The sequence below is a fragment of the Mucilaginibacter terrenus genome, from assembly GCF_003432065.1.
Lineage (GTDB): Bacteria > Bacteroidota > Bacteroidia > Sphingobacteriales > Sphingobacteriaceae > Mucilaginibacter > Mucilaginibacter terrenus.
The window spans coordinates 1,863,351-1,888,216 of record NZ_QWDE01000001.1 but is presented as its reverse complement, the minus strand read 5'-3'; the positions used below and the strand labels follow the sequence as shown (position 1 = coordinate 1,888,216).

Sequence of the window (24,866 nt, the reverse complement as noted above, 5' to 3'; positions counted from 1 at the left end):
CTTTATTTATAATTTTAACCAATTAAATTGCCTCCAACTTTAATAACAGGGCGCGTAGAATATTTTAATGGAACTAAAAAGTAGTGGTGTTAAGGGTAGCTGGCTAAAAAATATGATCGTTAAACGGTTGTATTTTGATAAAGCTATGTCTTGCGCGGGTTTGAGCCAGCTTTTTGATAAAAGCATCCCTTCAATAACCAAAGCAATAAACGAGCTGATAAAAGAAGGCTTTGTTGTTGAGGAAGGTTACGCGCCTTCCAGCGGCGGGCGCAGGCCGCTGATGTATGCCATTAATGCAAAAGCGATGTACATCCTGTCCATCGCTATGGATCAGCTTTCATCGCGCCTGCAACTTATCGATCTGCAGAATAACCCCGTGGCGGATCTGCTTACGGTTGACATAAAGCTGCACAACAACAAACAGGCACTGCCTACGCTGGTAAACAGCATAAACGATTATATAGAAGCCAGCGGTATCCCCAAGAACCAGATAGCCGGCACCGGCATAGGTATGCCCGGGTTTATAAATGCCATTGAGGGCATAAACTACACCTACCTTGATGCAGGCGGCAAAAGCCTTAGCGCTTACCTTACCGAGGCAACCGGCATAAGCACTTATATTGATAACGACAGCAGTTTGATAGCCCTTGCTGAGCAAAAGTTTGGTATTGCCAAGGCGCAGCAGGAAGTAATGGTGATAAACCTGGGCTGGGGTATAGGCTTGGGGATGATCATAGACGGTAAGATCTTCCGCGGTTATAACGGTTTTGCGGGTGAGCTGAGCCACATACCCCTGTCTGACGACGGTGCTTTGTGTACCTGCGGAAAACGCGGCTGCCTGGAAGCCGAAGCATCCATGCTGGTAGTGGCCGAGCAGGCCGAAGATGGTATTAGAAAAGGCCGGGTAACCAGCCTTAAAACTACCAAGGGCAACTTTAAACAGATGGGCGATGCATTAATGGATGCCGCCAATCATGGGGACCAGTTTGCACTGGAGCTATTGTCTGACGCGGGATACAAAATAGGGAAGGCCCTGGCTATCCTCATCCACATTATGAACCCGGCCAACATTGTATTAAGCGGCCGGGGCGCTAAAGTGGGCAAAATACTGCTTGCACCCATACAACAGGCTTTGCATAAATATTGTATCCCCAGGCTGGCATCCGGTACCGAACTGCTGATATCATCCCTTGGCTTTGATGCCGAACTGATAGGCGCTGCCGTGCTGGTGATGGAGAACTTTGATAAAGAACGGGTTTAGAATTACAAAACCGTACTAACTACCGCATTTTTCTTTTTAGGTTCAGGTAACCAGCCCAGATGTGTATGCTTAAAGCTGTCTGAACAAAATACTTGTCATTAGCATTTGAGTAGGGCAGGCATTATGAATATTTAACTTTATGGCAGATTTATAAGCCACTAGTTTAAGTACATGGTGTTACACGTGACGACAAAAATCGCAGTACTTACGAAATAATACCTTCTTTTTGGCTGTAACGCATATTTGTTTGCGCTTATGGCTTATTGTGTTACATTAGGGCCTGTCTTTTAAGTTAAAGTGTTAACCAGCAATTCAATGCCCCTCAAAAAATTTCTCTCCCTTCTGCTTATCTCTCAGCTACTGCTCGTGCTTGGCTGTAAACAAAAAATTATGTACGGTAAAAATAGTAATGCAGGCAAGTACTACAACATAAATGGTATAAAGCTTTACGTTGAAGAGTACGGCACCGGTAAACCTTTGCTGATGATACACGGCAACGGCGGCGACATGAGTGCTTTTACCGATAACGTGCCCTACTTTGCAAAAAAATACCGGGTGATACTGGTAGATAGCCGCGCGCACGGGAAATCTGCAGATGCAAGCGACTCTTTAACGTTTGAACAAATGGCAGATGATTTTGCGGCCCTGCTGGATACGATGCACATACCAAAAGCACACGTACTGGGTTGGAGCGACGGCGGGATTAATGCCTTGCTAATGGCGATAAGGCACCCGGAAAAGGTGATCAGCCTGGCAGCTACAGGCGCCAACATTACACCTGATTCTACCGCGTTTGCCGGCGACCTGTGGAAGGAAAGCCAGCAACAATACAACGAGAACAAGAACACCGTTTGGAAAACGCCGGCTGAAAGAAATTCCTGGAAGATATTCTTACTGGACTGGAACCAGCCCAACATTAAACTGGAACAACTACAGCAGATAAAATGCCCGGCCCTTATAATTGCCGGCGACCACGACGTTATTGCGGATGCACATACCAGGCTGGTACAAAAGAACATTCCCGGGTCGGAGCTTTGGATAGTGAAGAACTCGAGCCATAGCACGCTGATAGAACACGCCGCCGAGTTTAACAAAAAGGTAGATCAGTTTTTCTCCAGATAGTGCTTTGTCATAGCTCATTCAAAAAAGATGTTGCAACATCTTTTTTATTTTGAATTGCGGCAACCGTATTTATCTTTGAGGCGTAAACAAAATACCAACATTAAATAGAACAAAAAGAAATGAAAAAACCTCTTATCCTTTTAGCCGCTGGTTTGCTGATGCAGACTGCTGTATTTGCCCAAAGCACCTGGAAAGTTGACAAAGCACACTCACGCGTAACCTTTACTATTACCCACTTAGCGGTATCTGACGTTGACGGATCATTCAAAGATTTTGATGCTACTATAGTAGCTGCAAAGCCGGATTTCAGCGATGCTAAAGTTAGCTTTACTGCTAACACTGCAACCGTAAACACCGACAACGAACGTCGTGACGGTCACCTGAAAAGCGCTGAGTTTTTTGACGTAGAGAAATTCCCTGCATTAACTTTCACCAGCACTTCAATTGCGCCTGCAGGTACAAACAAATACAAGTTGAAAGGTAACCTTACTTTACATGGCGTTACCAAGCCGGTAACTTTGGACATGGCTTACCGTGGTACTATCACCAACCCAATGACCAAAGCTCCTGACGCTGGTTTTAAAGTAACCGGTACTATCAAACGTAGCGACTTTGGTTTCGGCAGCAAATACGGCGCACCAATGCTGAGCGACGAGGTTGAACTTACTGCAAACGGCGAGTTCCTGAAACAATAATTTTTTAAGTGATATATTCAAAAGGCTGTTGTCCCATCCGGGCGGCAGCCTTTTTTGTTGAAGCGTTTTTGATCATCAAAATTTCCGGTCGATTGCAAAAATCTGCTGATTTTGCAGCTGACGGTCTTATGTTTTTAAATGACGTACTAACGCTATTAAAAAAGTGTGGTTTTTGCAGATTTTTGCTCATGAAAATCACCTCATTTTGGGTGCTTAAGGCAAAAGCGGGTACAAGATGCAAAAATAAATTGAGCAAAGTGCTGACACTGTTTTGCCAGTAGCAGGTCGGTTTACATCCTGTTAAACCGGATGCTTTTGCCAATAAACTTAAAGTGCCAGTACCCTTTTACGTTAAGTGACCCGTCCTTATTAATTTTTGCGCAAGAGTTATAATGCTTCCCGCTGGAGGCATCATAAATAATTCCGTTCTCCCAAGAGTCAGTATCAGCGCTGTACTCCAGGTTCTCCAGTACGTTCATCCCCAATACTTTACGGGTACGTAGGGCAGGGTTTGGGTTGTATTTGTCTGTAAAGGTATGCATGGCTTGCTCGCCTTCACCATTGTCAAACCATATTATCTTGGCCTTAAAGGCTTCGTCTTCTTTAAATATCTGTACAACAAGGTTTTTGTCCTGGCTTTGCCACTTGCCGCATATTTGGTCTGCGGCGGCTACATTGTTTGTATGGTAAACAGTACCACTGTAAAACACAAATGCTAAAAAGCTGCATAAAAGTTTATTTGCCATCATAACGTCATGTTTTTCAACCATGTTGCAATAGCAGTGCCAGTAAACTGCAGCAGTGAGTATGCGTTTACATCCGTCTAAATACCATTGTTTTACCTATAAGCTTTACATGCCAGTAACCCTTTACCTTAAGTAAGCCGTTTGTATCTAAATGTGCTGCTGCGTTCCAGTACTTACCGCTTTGCACCTCGTAGATGGTGCCGTTCTCCCACGAGTTATTACCGTTGTAAGTAAGTCCTTCCAACACGTTCAATCCTAATACTTTGCGCTCACGAAGTGCAGGGTTGGGATTTTTTTTATCGGTGATGGTTTCCATCGGTTTGTCCCTGGTAACGCCTCCCGTGAAGTAGATGATCTTGGCTTTGTAAGTGCCCTGTACGCGGTACACTTCCACTGCCAGGTTCTTTTCTGCAGACATCCATTTACCGCAAATAGCATCAGCTTTGTCAATTGATTGACAATCAGATTTAAACGAACAAAATACAAAGAGCAAAAGAATGGAGAGGTGGCGCATATGGATGTTTTTCAGCTTTTGTTAAGCTTACACAATAACGCAAATATGAGTGATTGTTTGCTAAGCTTGTCAATTTAAAGCAATGGAGCGAAAACGTTATAGTGATTTCTCTGCCCTGGAATTGTATGGCAGCTTTTGGTTTATCATATATTTGAAAAACGTAACCAATACATTATCCTTTATGAAAAGATCTGCCTGGCTGGGCCTGCCGCTACTTGCGCTTTCGTTTTCCGCATCTGCACAGCAAAAATCAAACATATACCACAAAGGCTGGGTAGACTTTAACAAAAATGGACGCATGGACATTTTTGAAGACCCGTCACAGAATATAGAAAAGCGCGTTACTGACCTGCTTAGCCAAATGACAGTTGACGAAAAGACTTGCCAAATGGCCACCCTGTATGGTTACAAAAGGGTGTTGAAAGATGAAATGCCAGTAGATCGCTGGAAAACAGAGATTTGGAAAGATGGTATAGCTAACATTGATGAGGAGCTTAATAATTTAACGTCGCATACGGATGATGCACCAACGCAATATTCTTATCCGTTCAGCAAACATGCTTCTGCTATAAATACCGTACAAAAGTGGTTTGTTGAGGAAACGCGCATGGGCATTCCTGTCGACTTTACCAATGAAGGGATACATGGCCTTAACCACGATAGGGCAACCCCGCTGCCTGCACCCATTGGTATAGGGTCCACATGGGATAAACGGCTTGTACGTCAGGCCGGTAGAACAGTTGGGCGAGAGGCAAGGGCACTGGGTTATACGAACGTTTATGCGCCAATACTTGATCCTGCACGTGATCAGCGGTGGGGGCGCGTAGTAGAATGTTACGGCGAAAACCCTTTCCTGATTGCTGAAATGGGTAAACAGATGACGCTGGGCATACAGGAGGAAGGCGCCGCATCAACTTTAAAGCACTTTGCGGTTTACAGCGTACCAAAAGGTGGGAGGGACGGCGCCGCACGTACCGATCCGCATGTGGCACCACGTGAAATGCACCAGCTGTACCTTTATCCTTTCCGCAGGGTAATACAGGAGGCACATCCAATGGGGGTAATGAGCAGCTATAACGACTGGGATGGTGTTCCAATCACCGGCAGCTACTACTTTCTTACCGAGTTGCTGAGGCAGCAGTTCGGCTTTCAGGGTTATGTAGTGTCTGACAGTGAGGCTGTTGAATACCTGTTCTCTAAACATAAAGTTGCAGGCGATTACAAGGAAGCCGTAAGGCAAGCTGTAGAAGCAGGGCTAAACGTGCGCACTAACTTCACAATGCCGCAAACCTTTATACTGCCCTTGCGGGAGCTGATAAAAGAGAATAAAATGTCCATGAAGGTTATAGACAGCCGCGTTGCGGATGTACTTAGGGTGAAGTTCAGGCTTGGCTTATTCGACAATCCCTACGTAAAGGATCCTAAAGCGGCAGACAAGCTGGTGCACACTGCCGCGGACGCGGAGATGAGCCTAAAGATGAATCGCGAAAGCATGGTATTGCTGAAAAATGAAGGTAACCTTTTACCACTTGACAAAAGCAAGCTGAAGAATATACTGGTTACAGGCCCGCTCGCTGCGGAAAGTAACTATACCATAAGCCGTTACGGTCCATCACACAATCCAATAGTTTCAGTTTTAGATGGCATCCGCAACTATGTTGGTAAGGACACGAAGGTGAACTACGTTAAAGGCTGCAATATAGTTGACGCTACCTGGCCTGAAAGCGAGATAATAGAAACGCCACTTACCGCCGCTGAACAGGCGGGGATCGATTCTGCCGTGGCACAAGCAAAGCAATCAGATGTGGTTATAGCCGTTGTGGGTGAAGATGTAGACAGGGTAGGCGAGAGCCTTTCCCGCACGAGCCTTAACTTACCGGGCCGCCAGCTTAAATTGATCCAGGCATTGCAGGCTACAGGTAAACCTGTGGTAATGGTGATGATAAATGGGCAGCCGTTGACCGTAAACTGGGAAAACAAGTATGTGCCGGCCATATTGGAGGCATGGTTCCCAAGCGTACAGAGCGGGCGTGTAGTAGCAGAAACCCTGTTTGGTGATAACAACCCCGGCGGTAAACTCAGCATAACATTCCCAAAAAGCACCGGGCAGATTGAGTTTAACTTTCCAACAAAACCCAATGCCCAAGCTGGGCAGGGTGGCGCTAACGCGTGGGGTAAAACAAGTGTAAATGGTGCGTTATATCCTTTTGGCTATGGTTTAAGTTACACAAAGTTCGAATACAGCAACCTGACGGTATCGCCGGAAAAAGGTGCTACACAAGGCGATGTTACGGTAACGGTAGATGTAACCAATACCGGGCAGCGCAAAGGCGATGATGTGGTGCAGCTTTACCTTAAAGATAACATTAGCAGCGTTACCACTTACGAGTACGACTTGCGTGGCTTTGAACGCGTTACGCTAAACCCGGGTGAAAAAAGAACCGTTACGTTTACTCTGCACCCGGACGATCTCGCTTTGCTGGATAAGAACATGAACTGGACGGTTGAACCCGGAACTTTTACAGCGATGATTGGTGCTTCATCTGCGGATATAAAGCTGAAAAAAGAATTTATAGTAGAGTAACAACTTAGAGGTGTAGCTTAACTAAGTTAACAATTAAAACAATTTTAAGTCTTAAAGCTTGTATTTCTTTAACCCCGAAGAAATATGGCAGAGCAACTTACACTGGATGATACTTGGGCAGGCGCATCCGGAACGAACGACGAAGGTGTAGCTGTTATCATCCGCTATCGCCCGTCCCTGCGAAACTTTGTTGACACCGGCCGCTACAACATCCGCATGGATATGGTTTGGACCTATGACGAGGAAGAGAGCGCTTATCTGCCCTCTCCAGGCGAAATGCAGGTGATGGAAGATGTAGAGAACGCGTTGATCGATGCATTGGAGACGGACAGGCAAGCCGTCCTTGCTTTCATCTTTACCGGTGCCGGAGAAAGGGTGTGGTCATGGTATAGTACAGGTATAAAAGAAACGGGGGAAAGGCTTAACCTGGCACTTGCAAACTTTGAAGTACTACCACTACAAATTACACAAACGGAGGACCCGGAGTGGGACGAATACTTTTCTTTTGTTGAGGAATTTGAAGATGCAGAAGATTAATCAATATTAAATATTTGTTAATTAAATCAGCGTAATTCGAAAAAATATTCTTCTTTTGTTTAATCAGAACAATTGGTTTATTCATCAAAAACAACGTACATCGTAGCCATAAACGACCATCAGTCTTATGAGAATTGAGTTAGAAGACAGGCAGGCAATGCTTGCCGCAATTATCGACTCTTCACACGACGCGATCATCAGCAAAACGCTTGCGGGTATTATCACCAGTTGGAATGGATCAGCCAAAAGGATGTTCGGCTATGATGAGTCGGAGGTTATCGGTAAGCATATTTCTATTCTTATCCCTACAGACAGGCTGAACGAAGAAAATATTATTATTTCTAATATCGCTTCAGGAAAAAAGGTAGATCACTTTGAAACCATTCGCCTGAGAAAGGACGGGTCTGAGATCAACATCTCCTTAACAATATCACCCATCAGAGATGCTACAGGGAAAATCATTGGTGCATCCAAAATCGCGCGTGATATTACAGAACAGCTGGAAATTCGAGAGAAGCTAAGGCAGTATAATGAGGAGCTGGAGAAAATAAACTCCTATAAGGATGAATTTATTGGTATGGCAAGCCACGAGCTTAAAACGCCGCTTACCAGCCTTACAGGGTACCTGCAGTTGCTGCTGCGTAATGTTCAGAATGATAAAGACAAGGTATTTGCCAGTAAAGCAGTTGCGCAGATAAGCAGGCTCACTACACTCGTCTCAGATCTGCTGGATATATCAAAAATCCAATCCGGGCAACTACCACTCAATTATGAGCTGTTTGACCTCGACGATATGATTGCCGAAACTATTGGCGATGTACAGCAAACTACATCACACGAGATTTTTTTTGAGAGGAGCGGTACACCTAAATTGCTAAATGGCGACCGCCAACGGCTCGAACAAGTGTTGATCAACTTTCTAACCAATGCTATAAAGTACTCTCCCGAAGCTAAAAAGGCTATAGTTACCAGCAGTACTCAGGGCGATGTTATCAGATTTTCGGTGAAAGATTTTGGCATCGGAATATCAAAGGATCAGCACGACCGTATTTTTTCGCGGTATTATCGTGTTCAGGATACAGGTCCGGGGTTCTCTGGGCTTGGTATAGGCTTATACATTACAGCAGGTATAGTTAGCAGGCACAATGGCAAAATAGGCTTGGAAAGCGAGCCTGGTAAGGGTTCAGAGTTTTGGGTGGAATTGCCCATTGCATCACCAGCGGCTTAGTTTATTCAGCAAATTTATTGTTCGTTACTGCTTATCACCTCTGCAATTGCAAGGTGATAAGCCGCCTTTAAGTAATATTTAAAAAATAAAATTTTTTGCAACCTATTGTTTACCGGTATCGTAATAAACGTACATATTACGTATACTCGACATGGAAGCAATGTTTTCTTCATCTATAGTAACTCCATTACTTTTCCTGGTAGTTGGTTCTGTTATCATGTACTTTATATTACAGTATGACAAACAGCAGCGTAACAAAATGAAGAAGATCCTTACGCAAACGCAGGATGTACAGCCGCTGTTTATGGCTAAAGCCATTAACAATAAAATCAAAAAGATTAAGCCGGAACTTAATGCTGCAGATCGCACCGACATTGCGAAACAACTGGATGAACTGGTAGAAAACTATGACCGTGGCCGTATTTCACTTCCCGACTACTGCCATAAACTAAACGACCTGCTTTCGATGGTAGCCTAATTGCCGCTTAAGTCTATTTTCTTCTGGATTATAAGTGTAAATTCGGTGCTTTTACACCCGGTATTCACTTATGATCACTCCTCAAAACCAGGAACATTTACAGATAGTTAGTACTGAAGATGGCTCTAAAACCATTTTTAACTCCCTAGTTGGCGAAAATTACCACTCGCGACACGGTGCTTTTCAGGAAAGTCAGCATGTTTTCTTAAGATCGGGTCTGGAGTATTTTCTAAATAAGGGCGAAAAGGTACCCGCAGCAGTAAGTGTACTGGAAGTAGGATTTGGTACAGGGCTCAACTTTCTGCTTAGTGCCGACTTTTGCGCAAATGAAGCAATTGCGCTGAGCTATACTGGTATAGAAGCCTACCCACTTTCTTTGGAAATGATTGCCGATACAGGTTACAATGCCTACGTCTCCACCCAGTTGTGGAATGAATTTTTAGATAAATATCAACAGTCACTTGTCGGGAAAACACCCATAAGCGATACATGTAACCTGGAGGTGGTTTGCACAGAACTTAATGCCTTTAATTCGGCAAACACCTACGATGTCATATACTTTGACGCATTTGCAGCAGCTAACCAACCCGAGATGTGGACTGATGAGGCCATTACCCACACGTTAAAATTTCTTAAGCCTGGCGGCGTATTTGTAACGTACGCTATAACAGGCAACCTTAAGCGCTGTATCAAAGCGCTTGGGCTCAAGGTGGAAAAGGCACCCGGCGCTCCAGGTAAACGTGAGATGCTTAGGGCAACATACCTTTAGCAGTATAAAGCTTTACTACGCAAACTACTGGTAGTTTGATACCTTTGTATTATGGCTATAACACCACCGGTAACCGCTTTAACACCTTCAGCAGCTTTTGAGCGACTGCTTACCATCATGAACGACCTGCGGGAGAATTGCCCGTGGGATAAAAAGCAAACGATGGAAAGCCTGCGACACCTTACCATCGAAGAAACGTATGAACTTTCTGACGCGATATTAGGTGGCGATATGCAGGAGATAAAAAAGGAACTGGGTGATGTTATGCTGCATCTGGTATTCTACTCGCGCATAGCTTCTGAAACTAAGGATTTTGACGTAGCTGATGTGCTGAACAGTATTTGCGACAAGCTGATAAACCGTCACCCTCATATCTACAGCGATACGGAGGTGAACGATGAACAGGATGTAAAACGCAACTGGGAGCAGATAAAGCTTAAAGAAGGAAATAAATCTGTACTGGGTGGCGTGCCGGCATCGTTGCCGGCGCTGGTAAAAGCATCCCGTATACAGGAAAAAGCCCGTGGGGTAGGTTTCGACTGGGACAACAAGCAACAGGTTTGGGATAAGGTAGAAGAGGAATTACAGGAGTTTAAAGATGAGTTTGATAAAGCGGATGAGACGCAGATTGACCGGGAAAAAGCCGAAAGTGAATTTGGTGACCTGATGTTCTCGTTGATCAACTACGCACGTTTCATCAACATAAATCCGGAAGACGCTTTGGAGAAAACCAATAGAAAATTTATCAAGCGTTTCCAGTACCTGGAAGCGAAAGCCAAAGAGCATGGCAAAGACCTTCATGAAATGAGCCTGACGGAAATGGATGTATTCTGGAACGAGGCTAAAAAAGTGTAAAAATATATTTTCGGTTGTAGCGTTTACAAAATTGCACACGTAATAACTATAACCATAGCGCATGAAAAAAAATTTTACCTACTTGTTGCCGGTTCTAATACTGGCTGTTGTATTTAGTTCAGGGTGTTTTAAAAACGCCGAATCTAATCCAACCCCTGCACCCTCAGGTACGTTTACGGGTCAGTTCCGCTTATTGCACCGTAAGCCGGGTACAACCGTTATAGATACTGTTAAAGCTAATATTCAGTTGGTACTTGAAACCGGAGTTGGTTATAAAGTTCTTGGTGATACACTTACTATTCACGCAGGCAGCAAAGGCCACTATGCTATAAATTCAAACACTATTGGCTTTCAGGATGATACCTTTCCTACTACAGGTAAACCGACCAAAACACATTTAAGCGGATACTATCAATATTATTATGACGGTACAAGCGTGTTGCAGATGGTAGCTAACAGCGCTGATACCCTTAGCTTGCAATACGATCTTAAAAAGACACCATAATTGATTAGGAGTAAGCTAGTACTATAGCTTGCTCCTAATTTTACTTCACTGTAGCGTTTGCCTTCCGTCATACGTAATGTATACAACAACTTAGCGCACTTAACACTTAATGCACTTACTCCACCGCTTTACTGAGGAAGAGATTGTCAGTAAATGCAAAACCGGCAGCCTTAAGTATCAGGAATTGCTTTATAAGCAATTCTATGGTTATGCCATGGGTATAAGTGCACGTTACAGCCTTAACCAGGATGATGCGCTTGAAGTTGTTAATGATGCATTTATAAAGGTGTTCAATAATATAAATACATACAGTTCTGATAAACCCTTTAGGGCCTGGTTGCGTACCATAGTAGTAAATACCGCGATAGACCGCAGGCGTAAAGAATTGAAGCACCAGCAAAATACGGATATAGATGACGCTATAGGCGTAGGGCATGCGGCAAACGCTATTGAGAACTTAAATGCGCAGGATATTTTAAAGCTGATGAAGCAATTGCCTCAGATACAGCTAACCATATTTAACATGTACGAAATTGATGGCTACAACCATGATGAGATAAGCAAAATACTAAATCTGCCTGCAAGCTCGTCACGGGTTTATTTAAGCCGTGCTAAAGAGAAGTTGAGGCAATTGATTACAACAGAGACACACAGCCATGGATGATCAGTTTGATAAAAAGCTAGCAAGCCGCATCAGGGAGGTGTTTGATAATTACGAACACCCCGAAGCCGATATGGCATGGGCAGAGCTGCGCAAAAAGTTCCCTGCTAAGCAGGAGGAACGTAAAGTTGCGTGGCTGTGGTGGAGCAGCGCTGCGGCCATACTGCTGATTATGCTGGGTATTGGTATTTGGGCTATAAACAAACCACATAAGGAGGATACAATAGCCATTAAACCAGCTAAGCAGGTGCCTGTTCAACTTCCTGTTGATAGTGCCACTACTATTATTAAAAAACCGTCAAGTAGTTTGGATATTAAAGGCGATGCAGATATAGCGTCAGTGACCAAAACCGGCAAAAACCACACAAATATTGATCCTTTTGGAACAGTAAAAACTTCAAGGTTGTCGTCTCCGCAAAAAGCTACAAATTTTTATCCAGTTGCTCCTGCTAAAGATGGAACTATTAACTCAGCGGCAAAAAGCAACGAGGTTGTAGCGAGTACAATACCGCTGGCAAACAACCAGGACGCGGTTGCAAAATCAAACGATATAACATCGGCAACAACGCCTGCCAGAACAGATGAACAGCAGCCTAATACGGCTGTAGCCAATCCTTCGGCGAGTGTTATAGCACAGCAGCCGGCAGCAGCTAAAACAATAAACGATCTGTTTAAAGAGGATGTGAATCTGAAAAAGCAGGCAACAGAAAAGAAGGAAGCTAAGCGTGTAAACTTCAGCGTTTATGCAGCAACTTACTTTAATTATGCAGACGGCAGTGCCAACCAGGTAAACGCGGGCGCGGGCGTTACCTCAGACATTCGCCTGAGCCGGAACTTTAAATTATCTACCGGTGTAATGCTTGCGCAGAACAGCTTGCAGTACGACAATGCGCCACCACCGGCGCCAACAAACAGGGCAGCCAGCTTTGCTGCTGCTGTTGATGCAAACGTAAAAAAAGAAAGCCTGTTTGCGGCATCCAGCACATCACCGGAGTTTGACAGGTTTAATGCAACCTTAGTTGGGCTTGATATACCATTGAACATTAAGTTCGAATTCAACCCGGCAAAAAGCAACGCCTATGTTTCTGCAGGGCTAAGCTCAGGTACATTTATTGACGAGCGCTATACTGCACGTTACACCTACCGCACAAATGGTATAGCAGGAGCGGGTATAACCAGTCAGGATCAAACCAGTACGCAAAGCTTTGGCAGTTTCTATTTTGCTAAGACAGTAAACTTTGCGCTTGGCTTTGGTACGCCGGTTGGCAAGAACAGGCTGGTGATAGAGCCGTTTTTGAAATATCCGATTGGCGGGATGGGTTCGCAGGATATCCGTTTTGGTTCGGGCGGGGTAAACCTCAAGTTCAACTTTAAGTCTTCCAAAAAATAGTCGCTTATACTTTACAGCTCTTATACAAAAAAGCCCCGTGGTATTAACACGGGGCTTACTTATGTTTAGGAGCTTGTTAATGCCCGCTAAGTTCATGTGTGTGGTACTGCACATGTTCGTGGTGCTCTATCCAGCTGGCTATGTAGCCAGCAACCTCTTCCCAGCCGTGCTCGCCGCATATCCAGTGCCCGCGGTTACTAAACTCTTTGTACTCGCTAATGCTCTCTGTGTGCGTATAAGCTTCAGCGTTGCGTTTGCAAAGTGCGGCAGGTATTATCTGGTCCATCTCTGCGCCAATAAACAGCAAGGGAACGTGTGGCTGATCAACGTCAATTTTACCTGCCTCGCCCATGCAATCGCGCAGTACGTTGCGGCTGTCGTGCGTGGCGGTACGGGTAAACGCACGCTTAGCATCTTCATCGCTCATGGTGTTGCAAAACGATGAATGAAAGCTCTCAACATCAGTGTAAAACGGTTCGTTGCCTTTAAAAGGATTTGTAATTAAAGCGCTGTTCTTAATAAAGCCCCAGTCAAATGCCAGCATGGCATTTGGCGCTACCGAACAAATGGGCACAGCAACATCTACCAGCCCTTTTGCAGCAAGCAATTGGGCAATAAGGCCGCCTACTGAGTGGCCTATAACTATTGGTGGTTCTGGTTGTGCAGTTACTACGCGTTCCATTTCATCTGCTATCGTTTGCAGATGCAGATCGCCCAAACCAGTAGGTGGGTTATCACGTAATTGTGAGGGTTCGCCCTCGTGCAGGGGCCATGCCGGAGCAAGGCAGTTGTAGCCTTTGGCAGAAAAAAATGCTATCCATTTATCCCAGCTCCTGGGATTTTGGAACATGCCGTGTATAAATATTATGGTTTTCATTGGTATAGTAGTTTATACCCTTTAAGGCATAAAAAGCATACCAAAGTCGTTACGAAGCATAATTACAATGCCATTTATAGCTCGATGCTCTCGCCGGGTTCTGTAACTTCTATAAAGTTGATATCCGATTTTGCAAAATGGTTCTTGTAATTAGCAAACCTGGATTTCACAAAGAAATGTTTGGCAAAGCCATCATGCACAGGCAGTATTTGTTTTGGTTTTACTTTGTCGCCAAAGGCTGCAATGCGCAGTTCGTTTGCGAATGGCGCCATTGTAACTAATATTAGCAGGTCAAGGTTATTGTAAGTGGTTAATTTATCTTCCATCGAGTCTGCAGGGTGCAGTATGCGGCCGTCAATCAGCAATCCTGTCATTTGGGGTATGGGGCTATCCAGCAAAGGCTCATGCACTACCGGTATGGCTTCTATCTTAAAAGGGCCGATGTCATATACACCTTCCTCCATCAGCTCAAATGCTAACCCTTCTTTTTTAAGCGCTACACCAACCTCGCTATTGGTGTAAACGGGCGCGCCGGAAAGCGCTACTATCTTTTTAAGATTAGGCAGATCAAGATGGTCTGCATGGATATGGGTTATTATAACTGCGTCAACGTCGCCAAAAGTTTCCGTTGTTACCTGTCCCTCGGCAAACGTGAAGCTACCGGGATCGCACAGGAGCTTAAATCCTTCTTTCTCGAAAACCAGGCAGGAGTGGAGGTATTTATAAATTTTCATAACGGCAGTGTTTACCACATAACCTGCCTTACTTGTAAATGTTTAAAGTATCTGCTGCAGGTCTGCAAAGTTATTTATAGTTGCCACTTGTCCGCTTTCTACTTCACCAAAGCCGTAAGACGCAAATATAAAAGGAACACCAGCTTTGGTTGCCGACTCATAGTCGCCCATGGTGTCACCCACGTAAACAGGTGCCTGCAGGTTATTGTCGTTAACAATGTCGCGGATGTTATCAGCTTTAGGGTTGCCCTTTGTGCCATAGCACTGGTGCCCTAAAAAGGACTGGTGCATGTTGTGCAGGTTCAAAAACAACTCAATGTAGCCGCTTTGGCAATTGCTGACAATATATAACTTGTAGGTTTTGCCCAGGTATTCCAGCGTCTCGGCCAGTTGCGGGTACAGCGTGCCGCCTTTCTCGTTTAGGATATGCAACTCGCTAATTGAACACAGCTTTTGCACTTCTGCACGTTGCACAGTATCCAAATAGGGGAATAGCTTTTCAAATATCTTATCGTAAGTCATCCCGGTGATAGACCGTACGCGTTCTCTGGTCATCACCTCGTGGCTCATGTAAGGTGCCTGGTTAAGGGCTGCCTGCCATGCCTGTGTTATAGTTTCGGTACTGTCCCAAAGGGTACCGTCAAGATCAAATATTATGCTGTCGTATTTATTTTTTAAGCTGTCCATTCCTGCGTTTCTTGGCCGCAAAAATAGCAGTTTATTGTTAGCAGATGCGTTAAAGATTATAAAGGCAAGCTGCCCAATCCAAAATATAACGTAGCTGCAGGCACGGCTAGTAGTAAAAATATGTGTGCTAGCTGGGTAGTGTTGGCATCGCCTTTAACAAATACACGGTACAGATCGGTTTTTAGTTTTGCTATGATAGTTGTCATGGTTGAACAATTTTAGTATTGTGATGTTTATACCTGTTCGACCAAGTTAACTGCCGAAAGGTTTAATGCTGGGAATAGATTTCAAAGCCCGTACTTACCAACCCTATGTTTATATTAGTGGAAAAAACAGATGCGTAGATTGTTAAGCCCCTACTTTATTGCTGCTGTGCTGCTATTAACGGTTATCACTTCTTTTGCTGCTCCAGCACAAAAGCAGGTACCCGATACAGTTAAGACAGGCGTTTACATCACCAGCATACACGACATCAACTTTAAAGATAAAGAGTACACCGTAAACCTGTGGCTCTGGCTTAAATACAAGAACAAGAAGTTTGACTTTGTTCATAACCTGGAAGTCCCTCAGGCAAAATCAGTAACTACATCCTTTTCCACTGTAGACTCGAGCGATAACCGCATGTTTATCATGATGAAGCTGCAATGCGTCATGAAAGATTCGTGGGTTACCGAAAATTTTCCATTCGATCATCAGCGCTTAAGGTTCTCTATTGAAAACTCGCAGTTCGATTCGAAGTCGCTTGTATTTGTCGCTGATACCAGCGGCAAGCAATTTGATCCGAAATTTACGCTCAGAGGGTGGAACGTGGACAGTATAAAGCAGTCTACCGGCATAAAAGCTTACGAAACAGCTTTTGGTGATGAAAGCCTTGCAAAACCGCATACCGAATATGGTACTTACCGGCTGCGAATGGTGATATCGCGCGATGCAATGGGCTTGTTTTGGAAGATGTTCCTGGGTATGTATGTGGCGTTTTTAATTGCTTACATGTGCTTTTACATCCATACAGATAGTATAGACTCGCGTTTTGGCCTGAGTGTTGGCGCATTGTTCGCGGTGGTAGGTAATAAATATATCATTGATGCCACCTTGCCGGAGTCTACCTCGTTTACGCTGGTAGATACGCTGCATGGCATCACCCTGCTGTTCATCCTGATGGTCATTATCAGTACGGCATACTCGTTAAGGTTGGTTAAGGAAGATAAGCTGAAGGATGCTAGGCGTTTTGATCTGCTTTGTGCCCAGGTATTGCTTGCATCGTACTTTTTACTTAACTTTTGGTTTATTTACGACGCCGTGAGGGCATAAGCCGCAGTAATCATTCACAAAATAGATTGATATATAATGTTAGATGATACCAGCCAGTTTTACACCCAGTTGCCGATGCACTCCCGGTCGTTGGGGGATCTGTTGGTATCTACCGGCTTGTTTCAGGACATACCTGCCGACTGGCACATTATCATTACGGATATAAAGGATTCTACAAGAGCGGTGTTTGAGGGTCGGCACCAGGATGTTAACCTGATAGCTACGGGTAGTATAGTATCAGTTTTAAACCTCGCATTTGCAATGGAGGTTACCGTGCCGTTCTTTTTTGGCGGCGATGGTGCAACCTTTATTGTACCGCCCGTGCTGATAGATAAAGCAATGCAGGCGCTCACGATTTTCAAGACCAATACCCGCGATAATTTTGGGCTGGAGCTGCGTACCGGCACTGTAGCTGTTAAAGACGTATACGAACACGATCACCATATTAAAATAGCCAAGTTTAGCGCTACTGATGTTTTTACTATCCCCATTATACTAGGTAATGGCCTTAATTACGCCGAACGGCTGGTAAAAGGAGACGACTACATGTTTGCTGATACCGACGGCGGAAGCGAGGAGCTTGACCTTACCGGCATGCAATGCAGGTGGGATAAAATTGCGCCGCCGCAAAACCGCGACGAGGTGATAAGCCTGCTGGTAGTAGCCAGGGACGGAGAGTCCCAGTCGGATGTTTTTAAAGAAGTAATGGATGCTATTGATACTATATATGGCTCCCCGCAGAAACGGCAGCCTATCTCTGTAGATCAGTTGAAATTTAATACCACCTTTAACAAGCTGGGTACCGAAATGCGTGTACGGATAGGCCGTATAAAATGGCTCGAGTTTTTACGTACCTGGTTGCTAAGCCTGTACGGTTACATTTACTTTGGCACCAGTAGCGGCAAGCGCTATCTTGAAAGCCTGGTGCAAATGGCCGACACGCTGGTTATTGATGGTAAGATAAACACAGTAATGTCTGGCAAGGCGAAGCAACGCGCCGAACTTGAAAAAGTGCTGGACAAGCTGGAAGCACAAGGTAAATTGGTGTACGGCATGTTCATAAGCCAGGCATCAGTAATGTCCTGCTACGTACGCGACCTTAAAGATGACCACATCCACTTTGTTGACGGTGCCGAAGGTGGGTATACGCAGGCCGCTAAAATGCTTAAAGCCAAGCTAAAAGCCTTGCCACCAATTAACCTTTAGCGGTCATCCTGTTATATACTTAGACATGATAAGCAGCAGCAATAGCCTGTCGGAGTTTGCCTCGTCATAATTCTCTTTAAGCAACTGGTTGATCTCTTTACTACGAAATCTTACAGCCGCCATTTGCAATACTTTAAAAGAGGCTGTTTCCAGGCTCTCGATGTTTTGCATATGAAAGATGATGGCCAGGTCACGCAGTTCGGCGCAGTCAAAGTTGTCCTGAACGGCTGCAAATGCATTGTCTATAAGGCCTTCCCATCCGCCGTGACTGCCGTCACCATGGCTGGTTTCTAATAAGGAGTAAATTACATCCATTCTCCGGATCTGTTTACTGATCTCGTCCTTTATCTCCAGGATAGAATTGCGCAGATCGGTAAAGTGAGCAAGGTTGGCAAGCTGCGGTAAGTTGTTTAAAACATGCTTTTTAGCAGCGTAGATGTGGTCGAGGTGGGTAATGAAGAACGATCTTAATTGTTTCGGCTCTAATTTGGATAACGGCAATGCCATTGGTTCCAACTCTTCTTTTCTCATGATTGTAACTTTAAAAAAACAGGGTATGCTACACGGGCAACCCGGACAGGCAATATATGCTGCCTTTATAGATCGGAACGGCTAATATGTGGTGCAATAGCACCGGTGCAGAGAAAGTATAACCTTACTAATGCCAATGGCTGCAAATTGTTTGTTTTATATCATTTCTGCCTATATAAGCCAGTATTGTATTAAACTGTTGAACATGATTTTATATTTGCGTAGGTTAGCCTTAACTCAGAAACTAACAACACATACTTACCATGATCGAAACAAAAGCTTACGCCGCGCAGGACGAAAAAACTCCGTTGGCACCCTGGACCTTCGAGCGCCGCGAGGTTGGCCCTCATGACGTCCAGTTTGATATTTTATATTGTGGCGTATGCCATTCAGATCTTCACCAGATTAGGAACGATTGGTTCCCGGGTATATTCCCAATGGTGCCCGGCCACGAGATTGTCGGCCGTGTAGTAAAGGTGGGCGACCACGTAAAGAACTTTAAGGTGGGTGACCTTGCCGCTACCGGTTGCATGGTAGATTCGTGCCAGATATGCGAAAACTGCAAGAACGACCTTGAGCAGTACTGCCTGGAAGGCAGCACGCAAACTTACAACAGTATGGAGCGCGATGGATCTATGCCTACTTACGGCGGCTATTCCAACACCATTGTAGTGCGCGAAGAGTTTGTGCTGCACCTTAAAGAAGGTGTAGACCTGGCTGCTGTTGCGCCGCTGCTTTGCGCGGGTATTACTACGTATTCGCCGCTAAGGCACTGGAAGGTTGGTAAAGGCCACAAATTAGCGGTGTTAGGTTTAGGTGGCCTGGGCCACATGGGCGTTAAATTTGGGGTTGCCTTTGGTGCTGAAGTTACTGTACTAAGCACATCTCCATCTAAAGAAGAGGATGCAAAAAAACTTGGCGCACACCACTTTGTGGTTACCAAAGATCCGGAGCAAATAAAAGCCGCCATGGGCACGTTTGACTTTATACTGGATACCGTGTCAGCACCGCACGACTTTAACATGTACCTGTCATTACTGCGTACCGATGGTACCATGATATGTGTAGGCGTACCGCCAGAACCTGCACAGGTAGCCGCGTTCAGCTTGTTAGCAGGACGTAAGAGCCTTGCCGGATCCGGCATCGGCGGCATAAAAGAAACCCAGGAAATGCTTGATTTCTGCGCCGAGAACAATATTGTATCTGATATTGAAATGATAGACATTAAGGACATTGAAGATGCATACAAGCGTATGGAAAAAGGCGATGTACGCTACCGTTTTGTTATTGATATGGCCACGTTGTAGTAGCTTCTATTAATAAATTTTCATGTGAAAACCCGGGCATTGCCCGGGTTTTCTTGTTTCATCGTGCCAACTCACCCCGACGTGCTTCTCCGTCGACCCTCTCTCCGCTGCGCGCAAAGAGGGTAGCAGAAAAGTTAGTTTACTCCCCTCTTTGCGAAGCAGAGAGGGGCTGGGGGTGAGTCGACTTACCATGCGCAAGGAAGGTGAAAACAACGCGCATCATTGCGACCGGTAGCGTGGCAATCTCGACATGCTTATAACGGACCTTTCTAGAGGTTGCCTCATGTCCTCGCAATAACGTAATGTGAGGAAACGACCAAACTTGTATCTTCACCTTATGGAACCTACTTTTTTTGAAACGCAGGAACAGTTTAGGGCATGGCTGGAGCAAAACCACCTGAAAGAGACAGAACTGCTGGTGGGTTTTTACAAAACCGGCAGCGGCAGACCAAGCATGACCTGGCCGCAGTCTGTAGACCAGGCGCTATGTTTTGGATGGATAGATGGTGTAAGGAAGTCGCGCAATGCAGAGAGCTACACCATAAGGTTCACACCACGTAAAGCTACAAGCATCTGGAGCGCGGTAAACATTAAGAAGGTAGAAGAACTTACCGCTAAAGGTTTAATGCAGCCCGCCGGGCTGGCTGCTTACGAAAAGCGGGAGGAAAAACGTTCTATGGTGTATGCCTACGAAAGCGGATCCAAAGAGTTTTCGAAGGCTTATGAAGAGCAATTTAAAGCAGAGGTTGCAGCCTGGGATTTCTTCCAGTCGCAGGCACCATGGTATAAAAAGGTAGCTGTTCACCGCGTGATGAGTGCCAAGCAGGAAAAAACACAGCAAAGCAGATTGAAAATCCTTATAGAGGCGAGCAAAGCAGGGAAGAGATGGGAGCAATAGGAGGAAGCCTTAAGTCCGAAGTCTTTAGTCCTGAGAACTTTTAGATGCCTTATTTCTAATCACGAAAAACTTAAATCAGTTTGCCCGTCGACAGCGCATTTTGCAGGGTAGCAATACGCAGTTTGGGCTTGTACCAGCGTTCGGCAAGTCTCTTTACCCAACGGCGCTTGTAGCCAAACACCATTTTCAGCATATTCACCTTTGCCGAGCCCGTAGGATATCCGTATTTGTACCAGGTGAATTTTGATGCGTCTACTTTAAAATGCTGGGCAAACTCATCAATAAACAGATCTATCTCAATGTCGTAAATGTCAAGGTCGAGGTCAATACTGGTGCAGGTGGACAGGCTGGCCGGGTCTATATTTTTCACCTTGTACTTTGTGCAGTACTCAATTATAAAATCTTTTAACCGGGGATGTACTTGCTCCATAATGTGCCTCTACATTTAAATAAGACGCACTTTTTTTCCGGAGGTTGCATGCAGCGCTGCAGTTTTCCAGTTTTATTTCAATTTTTTTTCCAGTTTGTACATGTTCAGCGGCTGCTTTAGTATGCCAAACCGTTCTTCGATTATTAAGGGGATAACCTCGCCGGTTTTACTATAACCGCGCCGCTCGTAGTAGTTCAGCAGTTCGGTGCGGGTGGTAATAACCGTCATTACTATAGTTGTTATATCCCAGTTAAAGGCATAGTCTTCCGCTGCTAGTAGCAGTTGTTTGCCTAGGCCACGAGCCTGAAGTTCGGGCTTCACGCTCAGCATTCCCAAATACATGCTGCCGTCACCGCGGTTTTGCAGGTATACACAGCCTGTAATGTTGCCGCTTTCATCTGTATTCTTTAGAATAACGGCAGATGGATCGTTTAGCTGCTCAACCAGGCTGTCGTGGTCTATACGCTGTCCGTCTATCAAGCCCGCTTCGGTGGTCCAGCCTTTATGAGAGCTTTCGCCACGGTAGCTGCTGTTAACTAATGTATGCAGCGCGCTGACGTCGGCTAGGGTCGCTTTAGTAATGCTCATAGGGCAAATGTAAAAAATCTGTCTAACTGCCTAAAGCGACTTGAAATCTTCCCGTACCGGGCTAAAAACATCTATCAGGCGACAGTCGGTTATAGCAAGGCCACTGTGCGGAACGTTTGGCGGTATAACAGCAAACATACCCTTGTCAAGCAGTTGTGGAACACCGTTTACGGTAAGCTGAAAGGTACCTTCCAGCACAAAAGCGCTTTGCTCGTGGATATGCTGGTGTGTGGGTACATCATAACCGGCTTTTACCTCAATAAAGTTGATGGTGTTGTTTTGCGTGTGGATGATCTTTGACATGTAACCCGGCGCGATCTCTTTTACCGGTATGTCGTCGAATTTGAAAAATATAGAAGTGTCCATTACGTTTTCAGCTGCAAGTGCCGGCAAAGCGGTACCTGTGGTTTAAACTGCAATATACGCCAGATCACTAATAGGCTGCGCCTCTTGTTCTAAAAAAACAAAGGCTGCATTGATAAGATGCAGCCTTTGTTTCGTTCCGCCGGTTGATGGCGGATATGGTACTAATGATTATTGCTTTTTTATTTCCACCCTGCGGTTTAATACGCGGCCTGCTTCACTGGTGTTGGCTGCTATCGGCTTGCTTTCACCCCAGCCTTTTACGGTAAGGTTGTCGCCGCTTATTCCACTATTAGTAAGGTATAATTTTACTGACGTAGCACGCTCTATAGAAAGCTGCATGTTGTGCTCATCGGTACCTTCCGCAGATGAATTGCCGTTAAGCACAAAGTTAGCAGTAGGGTCTTTCTTCATCTCTGTAACGGCTTTGTCCAAAATAGGGTAGGCCTCTGTTTTGAGTATGCCTGAGTTAAATTCGAACTGAATATTAGCAAAGTTATAGTTTGGAGGTGCAGGTGCCGGAGGAGGTGCAGGCGTTTCAACAGGTACGGGTTTTGGCGCCGGTGCGGGTGCCGGTACTGGTTTGGCCACCGGTGCAGGTTGTGCTGCAACAACAGGCTTTTTAGATTTGCAGGCAGGCAGCACAATTACTGCTGATAAAATTGCCGCTGCCAAAATAGATGTTCTGAATTGTTTCATTTGGTAAGGGTTTGCTGTAAAAGTATTAAAACGGCGGTATTTACGGCATATTATAAATTAATTTGCCTGCGGTAACCGTCCGAATCCTTAGTATCAGCGAAATTTATGCGGACTGCCTTTTGGTAAAGGCCCTTACTTTGTTTGTAAAATCTTCCAGGCTAAACGGTTTGGCCAGGGCATCATCTGCACCACATTCTACTTTAATCTGCTCCAAGTCAGAAGATCCGGAAACCAGCATTACCGCTATGTGGCTGAGTTCCGGCTGCGATTTTATGTAGCGGCACATAGCGTCTCCGCGTTCTTTGCCAAGGTTCAGGTCAAGTGTCACTAAAGATACGTCATGCAGAGGAAGGCTATTGCGTGCCCAATCTGTACTGTTCAGGCTAATTACTTTATAACCTTCGTCTTCTAAAAGCATGCACATCATCTCGCCTATTACCGGCTCATCCTCAATCACTAATACTTTATTGCCCATGATGTTTAGTAAGCAATTAAGAAGCCAAGAATAAATAACGGAAACTTATTTTTGCAAAAATCTTTGCACACCATAAAAGTTTGTCAACACATTCTTTTTCGAAATAGATTAACCAATAAATACCACGGATAAAAGCATGATTTCCTTTACCCGTGGCAAAAATGTTATTAACTTATTTCTTCTTCTTTTAAGGATTGCATATCAATAACATAACGGTAATGCACTTCTTTGTCCTTCATCTTATCATATGCATCGTTAATGTCTTGTATGCGTATCATTTCTGTATCGGGCGCTATTCCGTGTTCTGCGCAAAAATCAAGTACCTCCTGCGTTTCTGCAATGCTGCCGATTAACGAGCCGGCTACTGATCGCCTGTGAAAAGCTACTTCCATATTGTTAAGCGCTTTTGCATATGGCGCAAGTAAGCCCACGGTTACCAGTACTCCATCTTTCTTAAGTAAGTTAACATAGGCGTTCACCTCAAATTCATCAGGAATGGTTATCAGGATAAAGTCGAGGCTTAGTTCTTTTTTAGCAATGGCTTCTTTATCTGTAGAAACAAGTACGTCGCTTGCGCCAAAACGTATGGCATCTGATCTTTTCTCTTCATCGCGGGTAATAGCTGTCACCTCTGCACCCATGGCCTTTGCTAATTTAATTGCCATGTGACCCAAGCCTCCAACTCCTGCTACACCAACTTTGCTGCCTGCCTTAATGCCCCAGTGCTTTAGTGGCGAATAAGTAGTAACTCCAGCGCACAAGATGGGAGCTGCTGACTTTATATCAAGAGCATCAGGAATGCTCAGCACAAAAGACTCTTTAACAACAATCTTGTCTGAATAGCCGCCGAATGTATTAAAACCGCTTCCATCTGGTTTCATATAGCCATTGTAGGTTGCGGTCCAGCTTACCGGGCCTTCACAGTAGTTTTCTTCTCCGTCGGTGCATGGGTTACAATGTCCGCATGAGTCAATCATACAGCCTACACCTACAACATCGCCTACTTTATATTTGCTTACCGCGCTGCCTACCTGTACTACTTTACCTACAACCTCATGCCCGGGCACACACGGGTAAATGGTATTACCCCAGTCGTTCTTCACTTGGTGTAAATCCGAATGGCATACACCGCAGTATAACACATCTATTAACACCTCATCTTCTTTAGGCGGGGTACGTTCAAAAGCCATCGGCTTTAAACTGCTTAAAATAGAGCCTGTAGCTCCGTAGCCTTTAGCTTTTAAGTTTTCCATCTTTTGTCTTTATAGTTTATCGTAAGTAATTTAATTACTGGTTAACAGTTGTGAGCCTAGCAAGTTTTAAGCATTTCCGCTTTTGCAGAAATAAGTAACTACCGTAAGCTATTTTGCAGAGGAACTGACCAGATGGGATTTAAAGGTCAACAAAAAAGCCCT

The 24,866-nt window shown here is 44.8% G+C and carries 30 protein-coding genes; 16 read left to right on the top strand and 14 right to left on the bottom strand.

Annotation, left to right across the window (positions count from 1 at the left end; translation table 11 throughout):
* The first annotated feature begins 67 nt into the window (after nt 1-67).
* From DYU05_RS08420 to DYU05_RS08410, 3 genes are all read left to right on the top strand, one after another.
* Nucleotides 68-1,261 carry an ROK family protein gene (locus DYU05_RS08420; RefSeq protein WP_117382504.1) on the top strand — a complete coding sequence of 398 codons (1,194 nt, stop codon included), beginning with the start codon at nt 68-70 and terminating at the stop codon, nt 1,259-1,261.
* A gap of 390 nt (nt 1,262-1,651) precedes the next feature.
* Entirely contained in the window at nt 1,652-2,383 is a 732-nt protein-coding gene (locus tag DYU05_RS08415; RefSeq protein ID WP_205771821.1) for an alpha/beta fold hydrolase, read from the top strand.
* A 119-nt stretch (nt 2,384-2,502) separates the two neighbouring features.
* Nucleotides 2,503-3,078 carry a YceI family protein gene (locus DYU05_RS08410; RefSeq protein ID WP_117382502.1) on the top strand — a complete coding sequence of 192 codons (576 nt, stop codon included), beginning with the start codon at nt 2,503-2,505 and terminating at the stop codon, nt 3,076-3,078.
* Between the two features lie 4 nt (nt 3,079-3,082).
* On the opposite strand, the gene DYU05_RS20905 is transcribed toward DYU05_RS08410, so the two are convergent.
* From DYU05_RS20905 to DYU05_RS08395, 3 genes are all read right to left on the bottom strand, one after another.
* Nucleotides 3,083-3,400 (bottom strand): hypothetical protein, encoded by a 318-nt coding sequence (locus tag DYU05_RS20905; protein WP_133300200.1) that lies wholly within the window; start codon nt 3,398-3,400, stop codon nt 3,083-3,085.
* Nucleotides 3,369-3,827 carry a DUF2147 domain-containing protein gene (locus DYU05_RS08400; protein ID WP_165852026.1) on the bottom strand — a complete coding sequence of 153 codons (459 nt, stop codon included), beginning with the start codon at nt 3,825-3,827 and terminating at the stop codon, nt 3,369-3,371. The genes DYU05_RS20905 and DYU05_RS08400 overlap by 32 nt, the downstream gene beginning before the upstream one ends.
* Nucleotides 3,828-3,891: 64 nt before the next feature.
* Nucleotides 3,892-4,242, bottom strand: coding sequence for a DUF2147 domain-containing protein (locus DYU05_RS08395; protein WP_165852025.1), 351 nt, complete (start codon nt 4,240-4,242; stop codon nt 3,892-3,894).
* 277 nt (nt 4,243-4,519) lie between these two features.
* On the opposite strand from DYU05_RS08395, the gene DYU05_RS08390 reads away from it, so the two are divergent.
* From DYU05_RS08390 to DYU05_RS08350, 9 genes are all read left to right on the top strand, one after another.
* The gene (locus tag DYU05_RS08390; protein WP_117382995.1) at nt 4,520-6,922 is read left to right on the top strand and encodes a glycoside hydrolase family 3 N-terminal domain-containing protein; all 2,403 of its coding nucleotides are present in this window, start codon (nt 4,520-4,522) and stop codon (nt 6,920-6,922) included.
* Nucleotides 6,923-7,006: 84 nt separating this feature from the next.
* The gene (locus tag DYU05_RS08385; RefSeq protein ID WP_117382498.1) at nt 7,007-7,459 is read left to right on the top strand and encodes a DUF695 domain-containing protein; all 453 of its coding nucleotides are present in this window, start codon (nt 7,007-7,009) and stop codon (nt 7,457-7,459) included.
* Between the two features lie 127 nt (nt 7,460-7,586).
* Entirely contained in the window at nt 7,587-8,687 is a 1,101-nt protein-coding gene (locus tag DYU05_RS08380) for a PAS domain-containing sensor histidine kinase (protein WP_117382497.1), read from the top strand.
* Between the two features lie 151 nt (nt 8,688-8,838).
* Nucleotides 8,839-9,165: a hypothetical protein gene (locus DYU05_RS08375; RefSeq protein WP_133300199.1), complete on the top strand. Its 327-nt coding sequence runs from the start codon at nt 8,839-8,841 to the stop codon at nt 9,163-9,165.
* 70 nt (nt 9,166-9,235) lie between these two features.
* Nucleotides 9,236-9,934 carry a tRNA (5-methylaminomethyl-2-thiouridine)(34)-methyltransferase MnmD gene (mnmD, locus tag DYU05_RS08370; RefSeq protein ID WP_117382495.1) on the top strand — a complete coding sequence of 233 codons (699 nt, stop codon included), beginning with the start codon at nt 9,236-9,238 and terminating at the stop codon, nt 9,932-9,934.
* Between the two features lie 51 nt (nt 9,935-9,985).
* Complete coding sequence (gene mazG, locus DYU05_RS08365; RefSeq protein WP_117382494.1) at nt 9,986-10,789, top strand: nucleoside triphosphate pyrophosphohydrolase; 804 nt, start codon at nt 9,986-9,988, stop codon at nt 10,787-10,789.
* Nucleotides 10,790-10,850: 61 nt separating this feature from the next.
* Complete coding sequence (locus DYU05_RS08360) at nt 10,851-11,294, top strand: hypothetical protein (protein ID WP_117382493.1); 444 nt, start codon at nt 10,851-10,853, stop codon at nt 11,292-11,294.
* Between the two features lie 109 nt (nt 11,295-11,403).
* A complete protein-coding gene (locus DYU05_RS08355) occupies nt 11,404-11,958 on the top strand; it encodes an RNA polymerase sigma factor (protein ID WP_117382492.1) in 555 nt (184 codons plus the stop codon).
* The gene (locus DYU05_RS08350) at nt 11,951-13,345 is read left to right on the top strand and encodes an outer membrane beta-barrel protein (protein WP_117382491.1); all 1,395 of its coding nucleotides are present in this window, start codon (nt 11,951-11,953) and stop codon (nt 13,343-13,345) included. Before DYU05_RS08355 ends, DYU05_RS08350 begins: the two co-directional genes overlap by 8 nt.
* A 76-nt stretch (nt 13,346-13,421) precedes the next feature.
* On the opposite strand, the gene DYU05_RS08345 is transcribed toward DYU05_RS08350, so the two are convergent.
* The 4 genes from DYU05_RS08345 to DYU05_RS21085 form a co-directional block, all read right to left on the bottom strand.
* Nucleotides 13,422-14,222: an alpha/beta hydrolase gene (locus DYU05_RS08345; protein ID WP_117382490.1), complete on the bottom strand. Its 801-nt coding sequence runs from the start codon at nt 14,220-14,222 to the stop codon at nt 13,422-13,424.
* Nucleotides 14,223-14,296: 74 nt separating this feature from the next.
* Nucleotides 14,297-14,956, bottom strand: a complete 660-nt coding sequence (locus DYU05_RS08340) for an MBL fold metallo-hydrolase (protein WP_117382489.1) — start codon at nt 14,954-14,956, stop codon at nt 14,297-14,299.
* 42 nt (nt 14,957-14,998) lie between these two features.
* Nucleotides 14,999-15,643 (bottom strand): HAD family hydrolase, encoded by a 645-nt coding sequence (locus DYU05_RS08335; RefSeq protein ID WP_117382488.1) that lies wholly within the window; start codon nt 15,641-15,643, stop codon nt 14,999-15,001.
* A gap of 56 nt (nt 15,644-15,699) precedes the next feature.
* Complete coding sequence (locus DYU05_RS21085) at nt 15,700-15,849, bottom strand: hypothetical protein (protein ID WP_165852024.1); 150 nt, start codon at nt 15,847-15,849, stop codon at nt 15,700-15,702.
* A 130-nt stretch (nt 15,850-15,979) separates the two neighbouring features.
* On the opposite strand from DYU05_RS21085, the gene DYU05_RS08330 reads away from it, so the two are divergent.
* Both DYU05_RS08330 and DYU05_RS08325 read left to right on the top strand, forming a co-directional pair.
* Entirely contained in the window at nt 15,980-16,954 is a 975-nt protein-coding gene (locus DYU05_RS08330; RefSeq protein WP_117382487.1) for a ligand-gated ion channel, read from the top strand.
* A 36-nt stretch (nt 16,955-16,990) separates the two neighbouring features.
* Entirely contained in the window at nt 16,991-18,160 is a 1,170-nt protein-coding gene (locus tag DYU05_RS08325) for a DUF3095 domain-containing protein (RefSeq protein ID WP_117382486.1), read from the top strand.
* A 3-nt stretch (nt 18,161-18,163) separates the two neighbouring features.
* Here DYU05_RS08325 and DYU05_RS08320 read toward each other — a convergent pair whose 3' ends face one another.
* Nucleotides 18,164-18,691, bottom strand: a complete 528-nt coding sequence (locus tag DYU05_RS08320) for a DUF892 family protein (protein WP_117382485.1) — start codon at nt 18,689-18,691, stop codon at nt 18,164-18,166.
* A 263-nt stretch (nt 18,692-18,954) separates the two neighbouring features.
* Here DYU05_RS08320 and DYU05_RS08315 point away from each other — a divergent pair, with 263 nt between their 5' ends.
* Both DYU05_RS08315 and DYU05_RS08310 read left to right on the top strand, forming a co-directional pair.
* A complete protein-coding gene (locus DYU05_RS08315) occupies nt 18,955-19,998 on the top strand; it encodes an NAD(P)-dependent alcohol dehydrogenase (protein ID WP_117382484.1) in 1,044 nt (347 codons plus the stop codon).
* Between the two features lie 337 nt (nt 19,999-20,335).
* Nucleotides 20,336-20,896 (top strand): YdeI/OmpD-associated family protein, encoded by a 561-nt coding sequence (locus tag DYU05_RS08310; protein WP_117382483.1) that lies wholly within the window; start codon nt 20,336-20,338, stop codon nt 20,894-20,896.
* 70 nt (nt 20,897-20,966) lie between these two features.
* Here the strand turns inward: DYU05_RS08310 and DYU05_RS08305 are convergent, their stop codons facing one another.
* The 6 genes from DYU05_RS08305 to DYU05_RS08280 form a co-directional block, all read right to left on the bottom strand.
* Nucleotides 20,967-21,326 (bottom strand): DUF1493 family protein, encoded by a 360-nt coding sequence (locus tag DYU05_RS08305; RefSeq protein WP_117382482.1) that lies wholly within the window; start codon nt 21,324-21,326, stop codon nt 20,967-20,969.
* A 72-nt stretch (nt 21,327-21,398) separates the two neighbouring features.
* Nucleotides 21,399-21,914, bottom strand: coding sequence for a GNAT family N-acetyltransferase (locus DYU05_RS08300; RefSeq protein ID WP_117382481.1), 516 nt, complete (start codon nt 21,912-21,914; stop codon nt 21,399-21,401).
* A gap of 30 nt (nt 21,915-21,944) precedes the next feature.
* A complete protein-coding gene (locus DYU05_RS08295; protein WP_117382480.1) occupies nt 21,945-22,280 on the bottom strand; it encodes a cupin domain-containing protein in 336 nt (111 codons plus the stop codon).
* 168 nt (nt 22,281-22,448) lie between these two features.
* Nucleotides 22,449-22,976: an OmpA family protein gene (locus DYU05_RS08290; RefSeq protein WP_117382479.1), complete on the bottom strand. Its 528-nt coding sequence runs from the start codon at nt 22,974-22,976 to the stop codon at nt 22,449-22,451.
* 103 nt (nt 22,977-23,079) lie between these two features.
* On the bottom strand, nt 23,080-23,451 hold the full coding sequence (locus DYU05_RS08285; protein WP_117382478.1) for a response regulator transcription factor: 372 nt from the start codon (nt 23,449-23,451) through the stop codon (nt 23,080-23,082).
* Nucleotides 23,452-23,618: 167 nt separating this feature from the next.
* Nucleotides 23,619-24,704, bottom strand: coding sequence for an NAD(P)-dependent alcohol dehydrogenase (locus tag DYU05_RS08280; RefSeq protein WP_117382477.1), 1,086 nt, complete (start codon nt 24,702-24,704; stop codon nt 23,619-23,621).
* Between the last annotated feature and the right edge of the window lie 162 nt (nt 24,705-24,866).

Coding starts and splice junctions, on each gene's coding strand:
- DYU05_RS08420 (WP_117382504.1), top strand. CDS start 68: ATGGAACTAAAAAGTAGTGGTGTTAAGGGTAGCTGGCTAAAAAATATG.
- DYU05_RS08415 (WP_205771821.1), top strand. CDS start 1,652: ATGTACGGTAAAAATAGTAATGCAGGCAAGTACTACAACATAAATGGT.
- DYU05_RS08410 (WP_117382502.1), top strand. CDS start 2,503: ATGAAAAAACCTCTTATCCTTTTAGCCGCTGGTTTGCTGATGCAGACT.
- DYU05_RS08400 (WP_165852026.1), bottom strand. CDS start 3,827: ATGATGGCAAATAAACTTTTATGCAGCTTTTTAGCATTTGTGTTTTAC.
- DYU05_RS08395 (WP_165852025.1), bottom strand. CDS start 4,242: ATGTCTGCAGAAAAGAACCTGGCAGTGGAAGTGTACCGCGTACAGGGC.
- DYU05_RS08390 (WP_117382995.1), top strand. CDS start 4,520: ATGAAAAGATCTGCCTGGCTGGGCCTGCCGCTACTTGCGCTTTCGTTT.
- DYU05_RS08385 (WP_117382498.1), top strand. CDS start 7,007: ATGGCAGAGCAACTTACACTGGATGATACTTGGGCAGGCGCATCCGGA.
- DYU05_RS08380 (WP_117382497.1), top strand. CDS start 7,587: ATGAGAATTGAGTTAGAAGACAGGCAGGCAATGCTTGCCGCAATTATC.
- DYU05_RS08375 (WP_133300199.1), top strand. CDS start 8,839: ATGGAAGCAATGTTTTCTTCATCTATAGTAACTCCATTACTTTTCCTG.
- mnmD (WP_117382495.1), top strand. CDS start 9,236: ATGATCACTCCTCAAAACCAGGAACATTTACAGATAGTTAGTACTGAA.
- mazG (WP_117382494.1), top strand. CDS start 9,986: ATGGCTATAACACCACCGGTAACCGCTTTAACACCTTCAGCAGCTTTT.
- DYU05_RS08360 (WP_117382493.1), top strand. CDS start 10,851: ATGAAAAAAAATTTTACCTACTTGTTGCCGGTTCTAATACTGGCTGTT.
- DYU05_RS08355 (WP_117382492.1), top strand. CDS start 11,404: ATGCACTTACTCCACCGCTTTACTGAGGAAGAGATTGTCAGTAAATGC.
- DYU05_RS08350 (WP_117382491.1), top strand. CDS start 11,951: ATGGATGATCAGTTTGATAAAAAGCTAGCAAGCCGCATCAGGGAGGTG.
- DYU05_RS08345 (WP_117382490.1), bottom strand. CDS start 14,222: ATGAAAACCATAATATTTATACACGGCATGTTCCAAAATCCCAGGAGC.
- DYU05_RS08340 (WP_117382489.1), bottom strand. CDS start 14,956: ATGAAAATTTATAAATACCTCCACTCCTGCCTGGTTTTCGAGAAAGAA.
- DYU05_RS08335 (WP_117382488.1), bottom strand. CDS start 15,643: ATGGACAGCTTAAAAAATAAATACGACAGCATAATATTTGATCTTGAC.
- DYU05_RS21085 (WP_165852024.1), bottom strand. CDS start 15,849: ATGACAACTATCATAGCAAAACTAAAAACCGATCTGTACCGTGTATTT.
- DYU05_RS08330 (WP_117382487.1), top strand. CDS start 15,980: ATGCGTAGATTGTTAAGCCCCTACTTTATTGCTGCTGTGCTGCTATTA.
- DYU05_RS08325 (WP_117382486.1), top strand. CDS start 16,991: ATGTTAGATGATACCAGCCAGTTTTACACCCAGTTGCCGATGCACTCC.
- DYU05_RS08320 (WP_117382485.1), bottom strand. CDS start 18,691: ATGAGAAAAGAAGAGTTGGAACCAATGGCATTGCCGTTATCCAAATTA.
- DYU05_RS08315 (WP_117382484.1), top strand. CDS start 18,955: ATGATCGAAACAAAAGCTTACGCCGCGCAGGACGAAAAAACTCCGTTG.
- DYU05_RS08310 (WP_117382483.1), top strand. CDS start 20,336: ATGGAACCTACTTTTTTTGAAACGCAGGAACAGTTTAGGGCATGGCTG.
- DYU05_RS08305 (WP_117382482.1), bottom strand. CDS start 21,326: ATGGAGCAAGTACATCCCCGGTTAAAAGATTTTATAATTGAGTACTGC.
- DYU05_RS08300 (WP_117382481.1), bottom strand. CDS start 21,914: ATGAGCATTACTAAAGCGACCCTAGCCGACGTCAGCGCGCTGCATACA.
- DYU05_RS08295 (WP_117382480.1), bottom strand. CDS start 22,280: ATGGACACTTCTATATTTTTCAAATTCGACGACATACCGGTAAAAGAG.
- DYU05_RS08290 (WP_117382479.1), bottom strand. CDS start 22,976: ATGAAACAATTCAGAACATCTATTTTGGCAGCGGCAATTTTATCAGCA.
- DYU05_RS08285 (WP_117382478.1), bottom strand. CDS start 23,451: ATGGGCAATAAAGTATTAGTGATTGAGGATGAGCCGGTAATAGGCGAG.
- DYU05_RS08280 (WP_117382477.1), bottom strand. CDS start 24,704: ATGGAAAACTTAAAAGCTAAAGGCTACGGAGCTACAGGCTCTATTTTA.